This window comes from Desulfovibrio sp. ZJ746 (assembly GCF_011039155.1).
GTDB lineage: Bacteria > Desulfobacterota > Desulfovibrionia > Desulfovibrionales > Desulfovibrionaceae > Desulfovibrio.
The window spans coordinates 137,508-153,022 of sequence record NZ_JAAKEK010000003.1; the positions used below are offsets into that span (position 1 = coordinate 137,508).

Consider the following 15,515-nt stretch of genomic DNA (forward strand, 5'->3'; position numbering starts at 1 on the left):
TGAGTCTGAAGCGGTTTGAAATTTGGGCGGCGGGGCCTTCCGGGAAAGAAGGCGCGCGTACAACTCAGTGAAATCACTTGTCAAAATGAGCCTGTGCCATCTGGCACAAGGCTTGCTATTTCAGGCACGGCCCTGTGGTCCGGGAGGGTACCGCCGGGCTTATACCATGCGGAATCCGACGCCGCCCCCGGATGTGCCGGTCGGGCATCCCCTGCGGCGCCAAGCACTCAATCGGAGGAAGAAATGGCGCAGTCCTTCAACGCCGCCGAGCTGATCGCGGACGACAAGAAGTACGTCTGGCATCATCTCACCCAGCACAAGGTCTATGAAAAGTCCGATCCCATCATCTTTGTCAAGGGCGAAGGCATGCGGGTCACGGACATCAACGGCAAGCAATACCTGGATGCGGTCTCCGGCGGCGTCTGGACGGTCAACCTGGGCTACGGCAACGAGACCCTGGTGAAGGCCGTGAGCGACCAGATCAAGGAGCTCTGCTACTTCGCCAACGGCTACGGCAACATCCCCACCATCCGCTTCTCCAAGAAGCTGATCGAGAAGATGCCGGGCCTCTCCCGCGTCTACCTCTCCAATTCCGGCTCCGAGGCCAATGAAAAGGCCTTCAAGATCGTGCGCCAGATCTCGCAGCTCAAGCACGGCGGCAAGAAGTACAAGATCATCTACCGCAACCGCGACTACCACGGCACCACCATCACCACGCTCTCCGCCTGCGGCCAGGAAGAGCGCAAGATGCAGTACGGCCCCTTCACCCCGGGCTTCGTGGAATTCCCGGCGTGCTCGGTCTACCGCTCGCCCTATCCGGCCGGCACCACCAACCTCGGCGAAAAGTTCGCCCTCGAGCTTGAGAAAGTGGTGCAGGCCGAAGACCCGGACACCGTGGGCGCGGTCATCCTCGAGCCCATCACCGCCGGCGGCGGCGTCATCGTGCCCCCGGACGGCTATTTTGAGACCATCAGCGAGATCTGCAAGAAGTACGGCCTTCTGCTCATCATCGACGAAGTGGTCTGCGGGCTCGGCCGCACCGGCAAGTGGTTCGGCTACCAGCACTTCAACGTCAAGCCCGACATCGTGACCATGGCCAAGGGCGTGGCCGCGGGCTACGCGCCCATCTCCTGCACGGTGACGACCGAGGAAGTCTTCCAGGACTTCATCGCCGACCCCTCCGACCGCGAGGGCTATTTCCGCGACATCAGCACCTTCGGCGGCTGCACCTCCGGGCCGGCCGCGGGCTACGCCAACCTCTGCTACATGGAAGAGCACAACGTGCTCGACAACGTGGTCAAGATGGGCGAGTACCTCCTGAACGGCCTCAAGGAGCTGGAGAAGAAGTACGAGATCATCGGCGACGTGCGCGGCAAGGGCCTCTTCTGCGGCCTCGAGCTCGTCAAGGACCGCGCCACCCGCGAGCCCGTGTCCGAGGCTGTGGCCGGCGCCGTGGTGGCCGAGTGCATGAAGCAGGGCGTCATCATCGGCAAGACGAGCCGCAGCTTCCGCGAGTTCAACAACACCATCTGCCTCGCCCCGGCGCTCATCACCACCACGGTGGAGCTCGACGAGATCCTCAAGGCGCTCGACAACGCCTTCAAGGTGGTCAAGGCCTAGTTGTTCCGGCGGGCCGGGGCCTTCGGGCGCCCGGCCTTTCACCATGCACCAGCAAGATTTGCAAGGAGCCATTCCCATGAAATTTACCGGTATGACCATCGGCGTGCCCACGGAAATCATGCCCGGCGAGCGCCGCGTGTCGTCCACCCCCGAGACCGTGAAGAAGATGGTGGACGACGGCGCCGTCGTGCTCGTGCAGGCGGGCGCGGGCGAGGGCTCGTTCTTCTCCGACGACCAGTACAAGGCCGCGGGCGCCACCATCGTGGAGCGCGCCAAGGACATCTTCGACAAGGCCGACGTCATCCTCAAGGTGAAAGAGCCGCTGTTCAACGAGAAGGAAGGCATGCACGAGAGCGACATGCTCCGCGACGGCCAGTACCTCATCACCTTCCTGCACCCCGCCGCCCCGGTGAACAAAGAGCCCATGCGCAAGCTGCGCGACACGGGCTGCATCAGCATCACCCTTGACGGCATCCCGCGCATCTCCCGCGCCCAGAGCATGGACGCCCTCACCTCCATGAGCACCGTGGCCGGCTACAAGGGCGTGCTCATGGCCGCGAGCTACCTCGCCAAGTTCATGCCCATGATCGGCACGGCCGTGGGCGTCATCAAGCCCGCCAAGGTCGTGGTCATCGGCACGGGCGTGGCCGGCCTCCAGGCCGTGGCCACCGCCAAGCGCCTCGGCGCCGAAGTGACCGCCATCGACATCCGCCCCGACGCCGCCGAGCAGGCCCGCAGCCTGGGCGCCAAGTCCGTGGACACCGGCGTGCCGAAGGAAGTGGCCATCGGCGAGGGCGGCTATGCCCAGCGCCTGCCGGAAGAATGGCTGAAGAAGGAGATCGAGGCCATCAAGCCCGTGGTGAAGGACGCCGACGTCATTATCCTCACGGCCCTCATCCCCGGCAAGCTCGCCCCGGTGCTCATCACCGAGGAGATGGTCAAGTCCATGAAGCCCGGCTCGGTCATCGTTGACATCGCCATCGACCAAGGCGGCAACTGCGCCGTCACCAAGGCCGGCGAGGAAGTCGTGGTGGACGGCGTGACCGTCAGCGGCATCAAGAACATCCCGGGCATGATGCCCACCAGCTCCACCTGGATGTTCGCCAACAACATCTACAACCTGCTTGCCTACCTCACCAAGGACGGCAAGATCGAGCTCGACCGCAACGACCCCATCGTGGCCTCCTCGCTGACCACCATCAACAAGGAGATCGTCCACGCCGGGGCCAAGGAAGCCGGCGTGTAGCACCGCATTGGCAAGGGCGCGCTTCCCGACGGGGCGGCGCGCCCTTCTCGTATCCGCCGTCCGGCACCACCCTTTCGCATTCGCGGAGGCATCCCCTTGACCACGTTCATCCTCATCCTGGTCTTTATCGCCGCCCTCGTCATCGGCTACAAGGTGCTGAGCCATATCCCGAGCCTGTTGCACACGCCGCTCATGTCGAGCATGAACGCCCTTGACGGCGTCATCATCCTGGGCGCGCTCACGGCCACGCACCTCGCCACGACACCGCTGGGCGCGTTCTTCGGCGGCGTCGCCATCGCGCTCGCCATCACCAATGTCTTCGGCGGCTTCGACATCACGAACAAGATGCTGAAGATGATCGCCGGCAAGAAGCGCTAGGCCACAAGCCCCGCGCCCGCCGCCACAATCCCAGGGAGACACTCCGCGCATGAGCTCTTTCGCCTATTACATCATTGCCACGGTGCTCGCCGTTGCCATCCTCTACGGGCTGCACCTGATGAGCAACGTCAAGACCGCCGTCCGGGGCAACGCCATCGCCGCCTTGGCCATGGCCCTCGCCATCCTCATCACCATGCTCAGGGACGATTCCTTCGGCTCGGTCACGCTCTGGGTGGCCATCGCCGCGGGCATGGCCTTCGGCCTCTTCCTCTCCAACAAGGTGAAGATGATCCAGATGCCGCAGCTCGTGGCCTTTCTCCACGGCTTCGGCGGCGGCGCGGCCGCGCTGGTTGGCCTCATCATGCTGGTGGACGTGGGGCCGGAATCGGCCTTCCACCGCATCGACGCCTGCCTCGCCCTGTGCTCGGGCATGACCACCATCGCCGGCTCCTTCGTGGCCGCGGGCAAGCTGCACCAGGTGCTCCCGCAACGGCCCATCGTGCTGCCCAACCACAGTCGCATCGTCAATATCCTCCTCGGCATCATGGGCGTGGCGCTGGTCATCTACAACATCGCGCCCGACTTCCTGCCTTGGCTGATGATCGGCCTCATGTTCGTGACCGGCGCGCTCTTCGGCGTGGTCTTCACCCTGCGCGTGGGCGGCGCGGACATGCCCATCACCATTTCGCTGCTCAACTCCATGGGCGGCATCTCCTGCGCCATCGCGGGCTTTGCCGTGGCCGACCCGCTGCTCATCGCCGTGGGCGGCATCATCGGCTCGGCGGGCTACATGCTCACCCGCGTCATGTGCAAGGCCATGAACCGCCGGCTCATGCCCATCCTTCTGGGCGAGTCCTCGGTGGCGGGCAAGAAGCCGGGCGCGGCCCCTGCCGCCGCCGCTCCGGCCGCGCCCAAGTCCCCGGCCGGGCCCTCGGGCGCTGCCGCGGCTCCTGCCGCCGACGCCGAGGCCAATGACGACGCCGAGATAGCGAAGCTCCTGCGCGGGGCCAATCGCGTCATCATCGTGCCCGGCTACGGCATGGCCTTGGCGCAGGCGCAGCACCAGGTCAAGCAGCTGGCCGACGCGCTGGAGGCCAACGGCGCCAAGGTGGATTACGCCATCCACCCGGTGGCGGGCCGTATGCCCGGCCACATGAACGTGCTTCTCGCCGAGGCCAATGTGGAGTATGAGCACCTGCTCGAAATGGACACCGTGAACCCGCTCTTCCCCGAGGCGGACGCGGTGGTCATCGTGGGCGCCAACGACGTGGTGAACCCTGCCGCCAACACGGCCGAGGGCACGCCCATCTACGGGATGCCGATTCTTGATGTGGACAAGGCCAAGGGAATCATCGTCTGCAACTACGACGAAAAGCCCGGCTATGCGGGCGTGCCCAACCCGCTCTACAAGAAGCAGGGCGTGCACATGCGCCTTGGCGACGCGGCCAAGACCGTGGCGCACCTCGTGGACCTCGCCAAGGGCAATGTGGCGGCCCCCGCCGCTGCCGGCGCCGCCACTCCGACCGCTGGCGACGACGACGCCGCGCTCTCCAAACTGCTGCATGAGGCGAAGCGCGTCATCATCGTGCCCGGCTACGGCATGGCCTTGGCGCAGGCGCAGCATCAGGTCAAGCAGCTCGCCGAAGCGCTGGAGGCCAATGGCGCAAAGGTGGATTATGCCATCCATCCCGTTGCCGGCCGCATGCCCGGGCACATGAACGTGCTGCTCGCCGAGGCCAATGTGGACTACGAGCACCTTTTGGAGATGGAGACGGTCAATCCGCTCTTCCCCGAGGCCGACCTCGTGGTCATCGTGGGCGCCAACGACGTGGTGAACCCCGCGGCCAATACGGCCGAGGGCACGCCCATCTACGGCATGCCCATCCTGGATGTGGACAAGGCCAAGGGCGTCATTGTCTGCAACTATGATGAAAAGCCCGGCTATGCCGGCGTGCCCAACCCGCTCTACAAGAAGGAAGGCGTGCACATGCGCCTTGGCGACGCCGCCAAGACCGTGGCCCACCTCGTGGATCTCGCCAAGGGCGACGTGAAGGCCCCGGCCGCTGCCGCCCCCGCGGCGGGCGCGGCTTCCGGAGCAAGCGACGAGGCCCGCGCCGCTGACATGCTGAAGAACGCCAAGCGCGTGATCATCGTGCCCGGCTACGGCATGGCGCTGGCGCAGGCGCAGCACAAAGTCAAGCAGCTCGCCGACGCGCTTGAGGCCAACGGCGCCAAGGTGGATTATGCCATCCATCCCGTGGCCGGCCGCATGCCCGGCCACATGAACGTGCTGCTCGCCGAGGCCAATGTGGATTACGAGCACCTGCTCGAGATGGACACGGTGAACCCGCTCTTTCCGGAGGCGGACCTCGTGGTCATCGTGGGCGCCAATGATGTGGTGAACCCGGCGGCCAACACGGCCGAGGGCACGCCCATCTACGGCATGCCCATCCTCGATGTGGACAAGGCCAAGGGCGTCATCGTCTGCAACTATGACGGAAAGCCCGGCTATGCCGGCGTGGAGAATCCGCTCTACTCCAAGCCGGGCGCCATCCTCATGTTCGGCGACGCGGCCAAGACCGTGGGGCGCCTCGTGGATCTCGCGCAGGGCGCCACGCCCGAGGGCGGGGCGGCTCCGGCGGCTGCCGATGCCGCTGCGGGCTCCGCCGCCCCGGCCGGCGCTGGCGACGCCGCGGCCATGCTGAAAAATGCCAGGCGCGTCATCATCGTGCCCGGCTACGGCATGGCCTTGGCGCAGGCGCAGCACAAGGTGAAGCAGCTCGCCGACGCGCTGGAGGCCAATGGCGCCAAGGTGGATTATGCCATCCACCCGGTCGCCGGCCGCATGCCCGGGCACATGAACGTGCTCCTCGCCGAGGCCAATGTGGACTACGAGCACCTCTTGGAGATGGATACGGTGAATCCGCTCTTCCCCGAGGCCGACCTCGTGGTCATCGTGGGCGCCAACGACGTGGTCAACCCCGCGGCCAACACGGCCGAGGGCACGCCCATCTACGGCATGCCTATCCTTGACGTGGACAAGGCCAAGGGCGTCATCATCTGCAACTATGACGAAAAGCCGGGCTACGCGGGCGTGGAAAACCCGCTTTACAGCAAGCCTGGCGTGGTCATGATGCTGGGCGACGCGGCCGCGAGCCTGGACAAGCTGCTCGCCATGCTGCGCGGCTAGGAGGAATGGGGGAAGCTGCCGTTCCGGGGCATGAGGCTTGATAGCTGTGAAAAAAAATGCTAGTCGGAAGGCAGAGTAGTAGGGGATTTCCATCATTGACTTCAGGAGGGTGTATGAGCTTCAAGAAATTGTGTGTCCTGACGCTGGCGTTCCTGTTCGCGCTCACCGTCTCCGCCCAGGCGGCGGTGAACTACAAGGTCGCCGTGGGCGACCCCGAGGATTCCGAGCAGGGCGTGGCCGCGCTGGCCTTCAAGGCCTATGTGGAGAAAGAGACCAAGGGCGAAGTGCAGATCGACCTCTTCTTCGCCGGCGCCCTCGGCGACGAGAGCGAAGCCTTCCGCAATGTGCAGAAGGGCACCCTGCCCTTCGCCGTGGGGGGCATCGCCAACCTCGTGCCCTTCGAGAAGAAGCTGGGCCTTTTGACCCTGCCCTACCTCTTCGAGAACCTTGACGAAGTGGTGAAGGGAACCAACGGCAAGCCCGCCGAGCTGCTGAACAGCTACGCCACCAAGGCCGGCTTCCGCATCCTCTGCTGGACCTACACCGACTTCCGCTACATCTCCAACTCCAAGCATCCCATCAAGAAGCTCGACGACATCAAGGACCTCAAGTTCCGTGTGCCGCAGAGCGCCGTGCTCATCGCCGCCTACAAGGCCTTCGGCGGCAGCCCGACCCCCATCTCTTGGGCCGAGACTTTCACCGCTCTCCAGCAGGGCGTGGTGGACGGCCAGTGCTACGGCTACATCGGCTTCAAGGCCATGAAGTTCAACGAAGCCAACCAGAAGTACCTCACCGAGGTGCACTATACCTACCAGCTCCAGCCGCTGGTCATGAGCGAGCGCGTCTACAAGAAGACCAAGCCCGAGCTCCAGAAGATCTTTGTGGACGGCGGCATGTTCGCGCAGGAAGCCGTGCTCAAGTACCAGAAGGAATACGCCCAGGCCGCCAAGGACGCCCTCATCGCGGGCGGCCTCGTGGTCGACATGCTTGAGGACGAGGAAGCCTGGAAGAAGGCCGCCTATGACAAGGTGTGGCCCGAAATGGCCGACTTTGTGGGCGGCAAGGACGCCATCAACGAATACCTGAAGGCCATGGGCAAGGAGCCCTGGCAGAACTAGGCTCACCATTCCCGGCGGCCGGGCTCCTTGCGGGGCCCGGCCGCTTTGCGGCCATGCCGCCATTCACGCGCACATTGGCAACAGATGCCGGGGCCGCCCGGCTGACAGCCTGGGGGGTTCGGCGTGAAGAAGTTTGTCCTGGCTTTCATGGACCACTTTGAAAGCTATCTCTGCCAGTTTTTGCTGGTCTTTTTCGTCGTCGTCGTTTTCATCCAAATCATCCTCCGCTTCCTGGACGCCTCGCTCCCCTGGACGGAGGAGATCGCGCGCTTCGCCTTCATCTGGTTCATCCTCTTCGGCGCCTGCTACGCCACCCGGCTGTGCGCGCTCAACCGCGTCACGCTCCAGTTCGCCAAGGCCCCCAAGTGGGTGGCGAACCTCCTGCTCTTCATCAGCGACATGATCTGGCTGGCCTTCAGCCTCATCATGGCCTGGCAGGGCTACCTCGCGGTGCTGGACCTGCGCGAATTTCCCTACGCCACCCCGGCGCTTGACTGGGACATGGGCTATATTTACCTGGTCTTTCCGCTGAGCTTCACGCTCATGGCCATCCGCATCCTGCAGGTGAACTACATCAAGTTCATCCTCAAGCAGGAAATCGCCGACCCGGACCAGGAGGCGGTGAAGCAGAGCCAGAGCGCCCTGCTTGAAGACAGCGGCAAGGAAGGAGGAGCTGCCTGATGGAAGCGCTCTCCCCCCTCGGCATCGGCGGCCTGCTCTTCGCCGTTTTCTTCGTTCTTCTGCTGATTGGCTGCCCCATCATGGTCGCCCTCGGCGTGGGCACCATGGTCTGCTTCATCATCCTCGACATCGACCTCTCGATGATGATCGAGCGGGCCTTCGCCTCGCTCACGGCCTTCCCGCTCATGGCCTTGCCAGCCTTCGTGCTCGCGGGCGCGCTCATGGAGGCATCAGGCATATCACGAAGACTTGTGGCCGTCGCCGAGGCCTTTGTGGGCCCCATCCCCGGCGGCCTCGCCATCTCGACCGTGCTCTCCTGCGTGTTTTTCGGCGCCATTTCCGGCTCCGGCCCGGCCACCACGGCGGCAGTCGGCATGCTCATGATCCCGGCCATGACCAAGCGCGGCTACAACACGGCCTACGCGGCCGCCACCACGGCCACGGCGGGCGGCATCGGCATCATCATCCCGCCGAGCATCCCCATGGTCATCTACGGCGTCACCGGGCAGGTGAGCATCTCCAAGATGTTCATGGCGGGCTTCATCCCCGGCTTCCTCATCGCATTCTCGCTCTGCCTGCTCCACTTCTTCAAGTGCCGCAGGCTCAACCTGGGCGGCGATTCCTGGTCGCTCCGGCACCTTTTGCACACCATTAAAGACGGCTTCTGGTCCATCCTGGCGCCGCTCATCATCCTCGGCGGCATCTACGCGGGCCTCTTCACGCCCACCGAAGCCGCCATCGTGGCCATTTTCTACACGCTCTTCGTGGGCATCTTCATCCACCGCGAGCTCAAGTTCAAAGCCTTCATGGCCTCGCTGAACACCACCTCGTGGCTCACGGGCCGCGTGCTCGTGCTCGTGTTCACGGCCACGGCCTTCGGCTACCTGCTCACCTCGTACCGCATCCCCGTGGAGCTCGCCAACTGGGTCCTGAGCTTCACCAACAACGTGTACATGGTGTGGCTCTTCGTGGTGGTGCTGCTCGTCTTCCTCGGCATGTTCATGGAGACGCTGGCCATCATCATGCTGGTGACGCCGGTGTTGCTCCCCATCATGACGGCCTACGGGGTCGACCCCATCCACTTCGGCCTCATCCTCATCTGCTGCTGCGGCATCGGCTTCTCCACGCCACCGCTTGGCGAAAACATGTTCATCGCCTCGGGCATCTCCAACCAGTCGCTGGAGATCATCTCGCTCATGGCCTTGCCCATGGTCTTCGCCAACCTTTTGGCCATCGTCATCCTTGTGGCCTTCCCGAGCCTCGTCATGTTCCTGCCGAACATGATGACCGTGGCCGCACCGTAAGCCTGTGCAGGGAGGGCGGCGGGTTTTCCCGCCGCCCTCCTTTCTGCTTGAACCCATCTTTCCGAATCCATCCGCGCGAGGTTTGCATGCGTACCAAAGTTTTCCTGCCCCTTCTCCTGGCCCTGCTCTTTCTGGGGGCGCCCCTTAGTGCCCACGCGGCCGCCGGCGGCAAGACAGCCGCCAAGGCCGTGACCACCGCCGACGGCACCGTGACCATCACCTTCGCCATCGGCGACCCCGAAGACTCCGAAATGGGCATGCTCGGGCTGGCCTTCAAGAACTATGTGACCCGGGCCAGCAAGGGGAAGATCAACATCAAGCTCTCCTACAGCGGCGGCCTCGACGCGGACGAGACCTTCCAGTTCCACCGCGTGCAGACCGGCAAGCTCGGCATGATGCTCGGCGGCGTGGGCAATCTCGCGCCCATGGTGCGCGGCCTCGGCGTGGTGACGCTGCCCTATCTCTTCCCCAACGAGGAGGCCGTGGTGCGCGGCACCACGGGCAAGGCAGCCGACCTGCTCAACAGCTATGCGGAAAAGGCCGGCCTGCGCATCCTCGCCTGGACGTATTACGGCTACCGCTATCCTTCCAACAGCCGCCGCGCCATCGCGAGCCCGGACGACATGCAGGGTCTGCGCATCCGCGTGCCCCAGAGCCTCGTGATGATCAAGACCTACCGGGCCTTTGGGGCCATCCCCATGCCCGTGGCGTGGCCCATGACGCGCAACGCGCTCAAGAACGGCCTCGTGGACGGCCAGTGCTATGACTACAGCGGCTTCAGGGCCATGAAGTTCCATGACGCGGGCCAGAAATACATCACCGAGCTCCACTACCTCTACAATCTCCAGCCGCTCGTCATCGGCGCCGGCGTTTTTGACGCCCTCTCCGAGGCCGACCGCAAGATCCTTGTGGAGGCAGGCCAGCATGTGCAGGAGCTCTCGCTCCAGTACCAGAAGGAAATGAACGCCATGGCCAAGACGGCGCTCAAGGCCGAGGGCGTAAGGATCACCACCGTGGAGGACGAAAGCCCCTGGCGCGACCTCGCCCTGCGCGAGGTCTGGCCCGAAACGGCCGAGAGCGTGGGGGGCCGCGAGGCCATCAACGCCTATCTGGAAGCCTGCGGCCTGCCCCTCTGGGAGCCTGCGCAGGACAAGGCGGAGAAGGCGGAAAAACGGCCGGAAAAGAAGTAGCTGCACGCATTGACGTGAGTGCCTGGAAGCCGAAGGGGGTGCCCTTCGGCTTCTTGGTCTCTATGGGGGAGCAGGAAAGGCGATGATGCTGACGCAGGAAGAAGTGCGAATACTGGGGCTTGAAGGCTGCTCGAATGAGCAACTTCGGTATATCCAAGAGCAATTGGATACGTGGCCCTTCATTGAAATATCTGACAGTGATAGGCCAGATATGAATAAACTCCTTCCCTGTATTCAAGACAAAGAGCCATTTTTCCAAAACGACGAGGCAAGAGTCCTTTTTTTACAGCTCCTGCGTCAGATGCGACTCGTATATAAAGTTGTAACTGAAAAGAAGATGAAGGAAGGGAAAAAGAAGGAGGCATCTCAGACAGACGTTCACGACACCCTCGCACAGCTGCATAAGCCTGGGAGGGAAGATTATTGGTTGTTACCAAAATTTGAAAATAGACTGAATCATTGGAAGAATCTTAAAATTCCTCTATATAGCAATGGTTATAAAGCTACTGAGAGTAATAGAGAAATTAATGAAAAGTTTAACCCCGAGGGAAATAACTCTGCACTAAAAAAAATATTTGAAAACCATAAAGACTATATTACGGGAGAACAGCTTCAGGATGTTCCCTTCATTCAGTCACAACCAGAGGATATCCCTATGCCAGATGTGACTCACTCCACGTTTTCTCTCCCCAAGAATATCATTCTCTATGGTTCCCCGGGCACGGGCAAAACCTACAAGACGGTGCAGTATGCGGTCGCCATCGCTGAAAGCAAGCCTTTGAAAGAAATCGAGGCTGAAGAATATGGCGATGTTGTACGCCGATACCGCGAGCACAAGGACAAGGGGCGCATCTGCTTTATCACTTTTCATCAGTCCTATGAATATGAAGAGTTCATCGAGGGCTTGCGCCCGCGGCTGGCCGATGAAGACGGGGCCAATGAAGGCGAGCTCTCGTATGAGATCCGCGAGGGTGTTTTCAAGGCCTTTTGCCGGGCTGCAGAAACCATTTCGGTGACAGGGCAGGCGCAGGGGCTGGAGCTGGCCCCCAACCCCACTGTCTGGAAAATATCGCTGGAGCGGACAGGGGACAATCCCACGCGCAGGGATTGTCTGGATAATGGGCATATCCGTATCGGCTGGGACGGCTATGGGCCGAACATTTCTGAACAGACCGAGTATAAGGACGGCGGCAGGGCGGCCCTTGATGCCTTTTATAATCGGATGCAGCCAGGGGATATTGTCCTTTCCTGTTATTCCCACAAGGTCGTGGACGCTGTGGGCGTCGTTAAGGGCGAGCCGGAATGGCATGACGAATATGGAAGTTACAAGCGGTTGCGCGAGGTTCGGTGGCTCGCGAAGGATATTCGGGAGAACATCTATCACCGTAACGGCGACAAGGTGCTTACGCTTTCAACGCTTTACAAGCTGTCCATCCCTGTGGCCGAGATACTGGCGATGATCGGCATGGGTGAACCCGCCGGACAGCCTGCACATCAGGAGCGGCAAAACTTCGTCTTCATCATTGATGAGATCAACCGCGGCAACATGGCAAAAATCTTTGGCGAGCTCATGACGCTCATTGAAGAAAGCAAGCGCCTGGGTGCAAAAGAGGAAAAGCGCGTCCACCTGCCCTATAGCGGCGACTCTTTCGGCGTGCCGGGCAATGTGTATATCATCGGTACCATGAATACGGCGGACCGCTCCATTGCGCTCATGGATGCGGCCTTGCGGCGGCGTTTCAGCTTCGTTGAAATCCCCCCCGAGCCAAAGCTCCTCGAGGGAACGAGAGTCGCAGGCATCCGCATCGACAAGCTGCTCGACCTGCTCAACCGTCGCATCGAGGTCCTGCTGGACCGGGATCATGTGCTCGGCCACGCGGCCTTTCTGGGCCTGAAGGAAAATGCGGACATGGCCGCGCTGGCGGCGATCATGAAAAACGCCGTCCTGCCCCTGCTGCAGGAGTATTTTTACAACGATTATGAAAAGATCCGGCTCGTGCTGGGCGACAACCAAAAAACGCAGCCGGACGACGTGAAATTCATAGATGAGCTCAATGAGAGCAAGGAGCTTTTCGGCCAGCATCCCGATGCGGACGGCACGCGTTACAGCATCGATCCTGACGCCTTTGAGAATCCTGTGGCGTACAGGTATCTGGGCCTCGCCAACGGCGCAGGCGAAGACGCCGCACCGGGGCAGGCTGATTCCGAAAGGCCAGACGCCGCCGCGGCCGATGAGCACTAAACACGCGGCGCGGATTGCCATCTGCGAGTATGAGGGCCTGACCTGCGCAACGCAGGTGCCGGGATATACCTCGCTGCCGGAACCGGCGTTCAGCGCGCTTAAGGCCTTCATCCTCGCGCCCGGGCCGCAGGGCGTGGCCGACGGCCTTGAGGTGATGGGGCTTTCGGCGCGCCGCGGTGTCGGCGAGATCCTCACCGCCCGCAACCATGTGGGCCTCATCAGCCTTGATGACGGCACGGTCATTGAGATCCTGCCAAAGATCGCGGGCCTTTCGCCTGATGATGCGGGGCGCGACGCGGCCAGAAAAATCTTTCTCAAGATGCTGCGGGTTGTGGAAGATCCGCCCTGCAAGCTGTTTTCCTTTTCGCGTCTGGCGGCGCAGCACTGCGACCTGCTGGAGATCTTTATCGGCATGTTCCTCGACGAGGCGGCGAGGCTCGTGGCCCAGGGGCTGCGCTCCGCCTATCGGAGCGTTGAATGGAATGAGCGAGTGTACAAGGGCAAGCTCCTGCATGCGCAGCATCTTCGCCACAACCTCGTCCGCAGGGATCGCTTCTTCCTGCGGCATGACGAGTTCACTGCGGACAGGCCGGAAAACCGCCTGATCAAGACCACCCTTGCGCGTTTGCGCACCCTGAGCCGCACCGCGCGCAACCGCAGGCGGGCCATTCAGTTGCTGGGCGCCTTTGACGGCGTGAACCTTTCCTCCGCCGTGGAAAAGGATTTTGCCGCCTGCCGGGATGACCGCACCATGGCGGCGTATTCCCGTCTGCTGCCCTGGTGCCGCGTCTTTTTGCAGCGCAAGGCCCTTACGCCCTTTGCCGGGCCGCATGTGGCGCTCTCCTTGCTGTTCCCCATGGAAAAACTGTTTGAAAGCCATATCGCCGCGCTGGTGCGAAAGCATTGCGGAAACCGCATGAAGGTGCGCCTTCAGGACTGCCGCCACAGCCTTTTTGAAGACGCGGGCCGGCGCCTGGGGGCGCTGCGGCCCGACATCGTCCTCTCCGACGCCGCAGGCGGCGAGACCGTCCTTGTGCTGGATACAAAGTGGAAAATCGTTGAGCCCGGTGCCCCCAACTTCGGTGTCGCCCAGGCGGATCTGTACCAGATGTATGCCTATGGGAAAAAATATGCGGCAAAAAGAGTGGTCCTGCTCTATCCCCAGGCCCGGGATATGAGGATCGACCCGCATGCGGGCTTTACGGTGGCCCGCAGTTTCTGTTCCGGGGACGGTGTGACGCTCGATGTTGTGTTTCTTGACCTCAAGCATCCGCAGGCGGGCATTCCGGCCCTCCTGGCTTCCCTGCAATCAGCGCACTTTCCGGCCGCGGCTGGCCGCTGAGTGCGCCTGAAAGTACTTCCGCAAGCGCGGTGTCGCCGCGGCTGTAGGCCTCACGGCGCGCGGCCTTGAGGCGCGCGCGGTTGGCGGCGATGCGGGCAGGATCCGTCGGCGGGGCGATGCCCGCGGCAATGGCGGCCGCGTCCTTTGCAAATTCCGCAAGCTCGCCTTGCGGCTGCGTGAGCGCCTGCAGGCGGGCCGCAAGCTCCGGCGCGGGGAAGAAGCGCAAGCCCCGCATGCCGGCGGCAAGCGCCTCGTGCGGCCGGCCCTCGGCCTCGCGCAGTTCCATGAGCCTGAGCCAGCCGCCGCGCCACAGCGGTTCGCGTGTAAGCGCTTCCGCAACGGCGTCGCCGTCCGCCTGCGCCGTTGCGGCCGCCAGCTCCCGCGCGGGGCCTTCCGGGAGCTCCAGCCAGCAGGAGAGGCCGGCGTCGAGCCGCATGGCGTAGCCGTCCAGCCGCCCGAGCAGGTGCAGGTCTGGCTTCAGGTGTTTCCCGTGGCGGCGCATGAGGAGTTCGCCATTGGCTGTGTCGTGCACGAAGCGTCCCGGCGTGGCGCTGGTGTGGTGGATGATGCGGCTCTCCGGCGCAACGGCGAGCTTGCGGCCCTGTGCCATGAGGTTGAGGCAGAGGTCCATGTCCTCATAGCCGTTGCGGTAGCCCTCGAAAAAGCCCCCCGCCTCCCTGAAGAGCTGCGCCGGCAGCATGAGGGCCGCGCCGGTGATGGCCTGGAGCGGCCGGGGGCGGTTTATCACGGGATGGTCGCCAGGGAAGGACTCATAAAGGTGCCCCACGCGGAAAAAGGGCGAAAACGTAATGCCGCAATGCTGGAGCCGCCCGTCGGGATAGAGCAGGCGCGGGCCAACGGCGCCCACGCGGCCCTTGAAGGCGCCGAGCAGGGGAGGGAGCCAGCCCTCGGTGCACAGGGTGTCGTTGTTGAGGAAGAAGAGCATCTCGCCTGAGGCCGCCCGCGCCCCGGCATTGCAGGCGCGCGCGAAACCCAGGTTCTCCTCCATGCGCAGCAGGCGGAAGGCTGCGCCGAAGAGCTCGCGCCCCAGCGGCGGTAACGCCTCGGGCGTGGCGTCCGTGGAGCCGTTGTCCACCACAAGCACTTCAAGGGCGGCGCCGGCGCTGTGCGCGGCCAGCGAGCGCAGGCAGGCGCGCGTGAGCTCCACGAGGTTCCAGGCCGGGATGATGACGGAAACGCGCAT

11 protein-coding genes are annotated in these 15,515 nt (G+C 63.2%); 10 read left to right on the plus strand and 1 reads right to left on the minus strand.

What is annotated here, in order from left to right; genetic code table 11:
* The first annotated feature begins 243 nt into the window (after positions 1–243).
* The 10 genes from G7Y54_RS06645 (at position 244) to G7Y54_RS06690 (ending at position 14,311) form a co-directional block, all read left to right on the plus strand.
* Positions 244–1,620, plus strand: a complete 1,377-nt coding sequence (locus G7Y54_RS06645) for an aminotransferase class III-fold pyridoxal phosphate-dependent enzyme (protein ID WP_165078512.1) — start codon at positions 244–246, stop codon at positions 1,618–1,620.
* A gap of 76 nt (positions 1,621–1,696) precedes the next feature.
* Positions 1,697–2,866, plus strand: coding sequence for an NAD(P) transhydrogenase subunit alpha (locus G7Y54_RS06650; RefSeq protein ID WP_165078513.1), 1,170 nt, complete (start codon positions 1,697–1,699; stop codon positions 2,864–2,866).
* A gap of 96 nt (positions 2,867–2,962) precedes the next feature.
* The gene (locus G7Y54_RS06655) at positions 2,963–3,244 is read left to right on the plus strand and encodes an NAD(P) transhydrogenase subunit alpha (protein ID WP_165078514.1); all 282 of its coding nucleotides are present in this window, start codon (positions 2,963–2,965) and stop codon (positions 3,242–3,244) included.
* A 49-nt stretch (positions 3,245–3,293) separates the two neighbouring features.
* A complete protein-coding gene (locus G7Y54_RS12755; RefSeq protein ID WP_165078515.1) occupies positions 3,294–6,434 on the plus strand; it encodes an NAD(P)(+) transhydrogenase (Re/Si-specific) subunit beta in 3,141 nt (1,046 codons plus the stop codon).
* Positions 6,435–6,547: 113 nt separating this feature from the next.
* Complete coding sequence (locus tag G7Y54_RS06665) at positions 6,548–7,552, plus strand: TRAP transporter substrate-binding protein (RefSeq protein ID WP_165078516.1); 1,005 nt, start codon at positions 6,548–6,550, stop codon at positions 7,550–7,552.
* A gap of 123 nt (positions 7,553–7,675) precedes the next feature.
* Positions 7,676–8,233 (plus strand): TRAP transporter small permease, encoded by a 558-nt coding sequence (locus tag G7Y54_RS06670; RefSeq protein ID WP_165078517.1) that lies wholly within the window; start codon positions 7,676–7,678, stop codon positions 8,231–8,233.
* On the plus strand, positions 8,233–9,537 hold the full coding sequence (locus G7Y54_RS06675) for a TRAP transporter large permease (protein WP_165078518.1): 1,305 nt from the start codon (positions 8,233–8,235) through the stop codon (positions 9,535–9,537). The genes G7Y54_RS06670 and G7Y54_RS06675 overlap by 1 nt, the downstream gene beginning before the upstream one ends.
* Before the next feature lie 86 nt (positions 9,538–9,623).
* Positions 9,624–10,727: a TRAP transporter substrate-binding protein gene (locus tag G7Y54_RS06680; RefSeq protein WP_165078519.1), complete on the plus strand. Its 1,104-nt coding sequence runs from the start codon at positions 9,624–9,626 to the stop codon at positions 10,725–10,727.
* An 82-nt stretch (positions 10,728–10,809) separates the two neighbouring features.
* The gene (locus G7Y54_RS06685; RefSeq protein WP_206214919.1) at positions 10,810–12,969 is read left to right on the plus strand and encodes an AAA family ATPase; all 2,160 of its coding nucleotides are present in this window, start codon (positions 10,810–10,812) and stop codon (positions 12,967–12,969) included.
* Complete coding sequence (locus G7Y54_RS06690; protein WP_165078520.1) at positions 12,959–14,311, plus strand: McrC family protein; 1,353 nt, start codon at positions 12,959–12,961, stop codon at positions 14,309–14,311. The genes G7Y54_RS06685 and G7Y54_RS06690 overlap by 11 nt, the downstream gene beginning before the upstream one ends.
* Here the strand turns inward: G7Y54_RS06690 and G7Y54_RS06695 are convergent.
* Positions 14,232–15,515 (minus strand): glycosyltransferase family 2 protein, encoded by a 1,284-nt coding sequence (locus G7Y54_RS06695; protein ID WP_165078521.1) that lies wholly within the window; start codon positions 15,513–15,515, stop codon positions 14,232–14,234. The genes G7Y54_RS06690 and G7Y54_RS06695 overlap by 80 nt on opposite strands.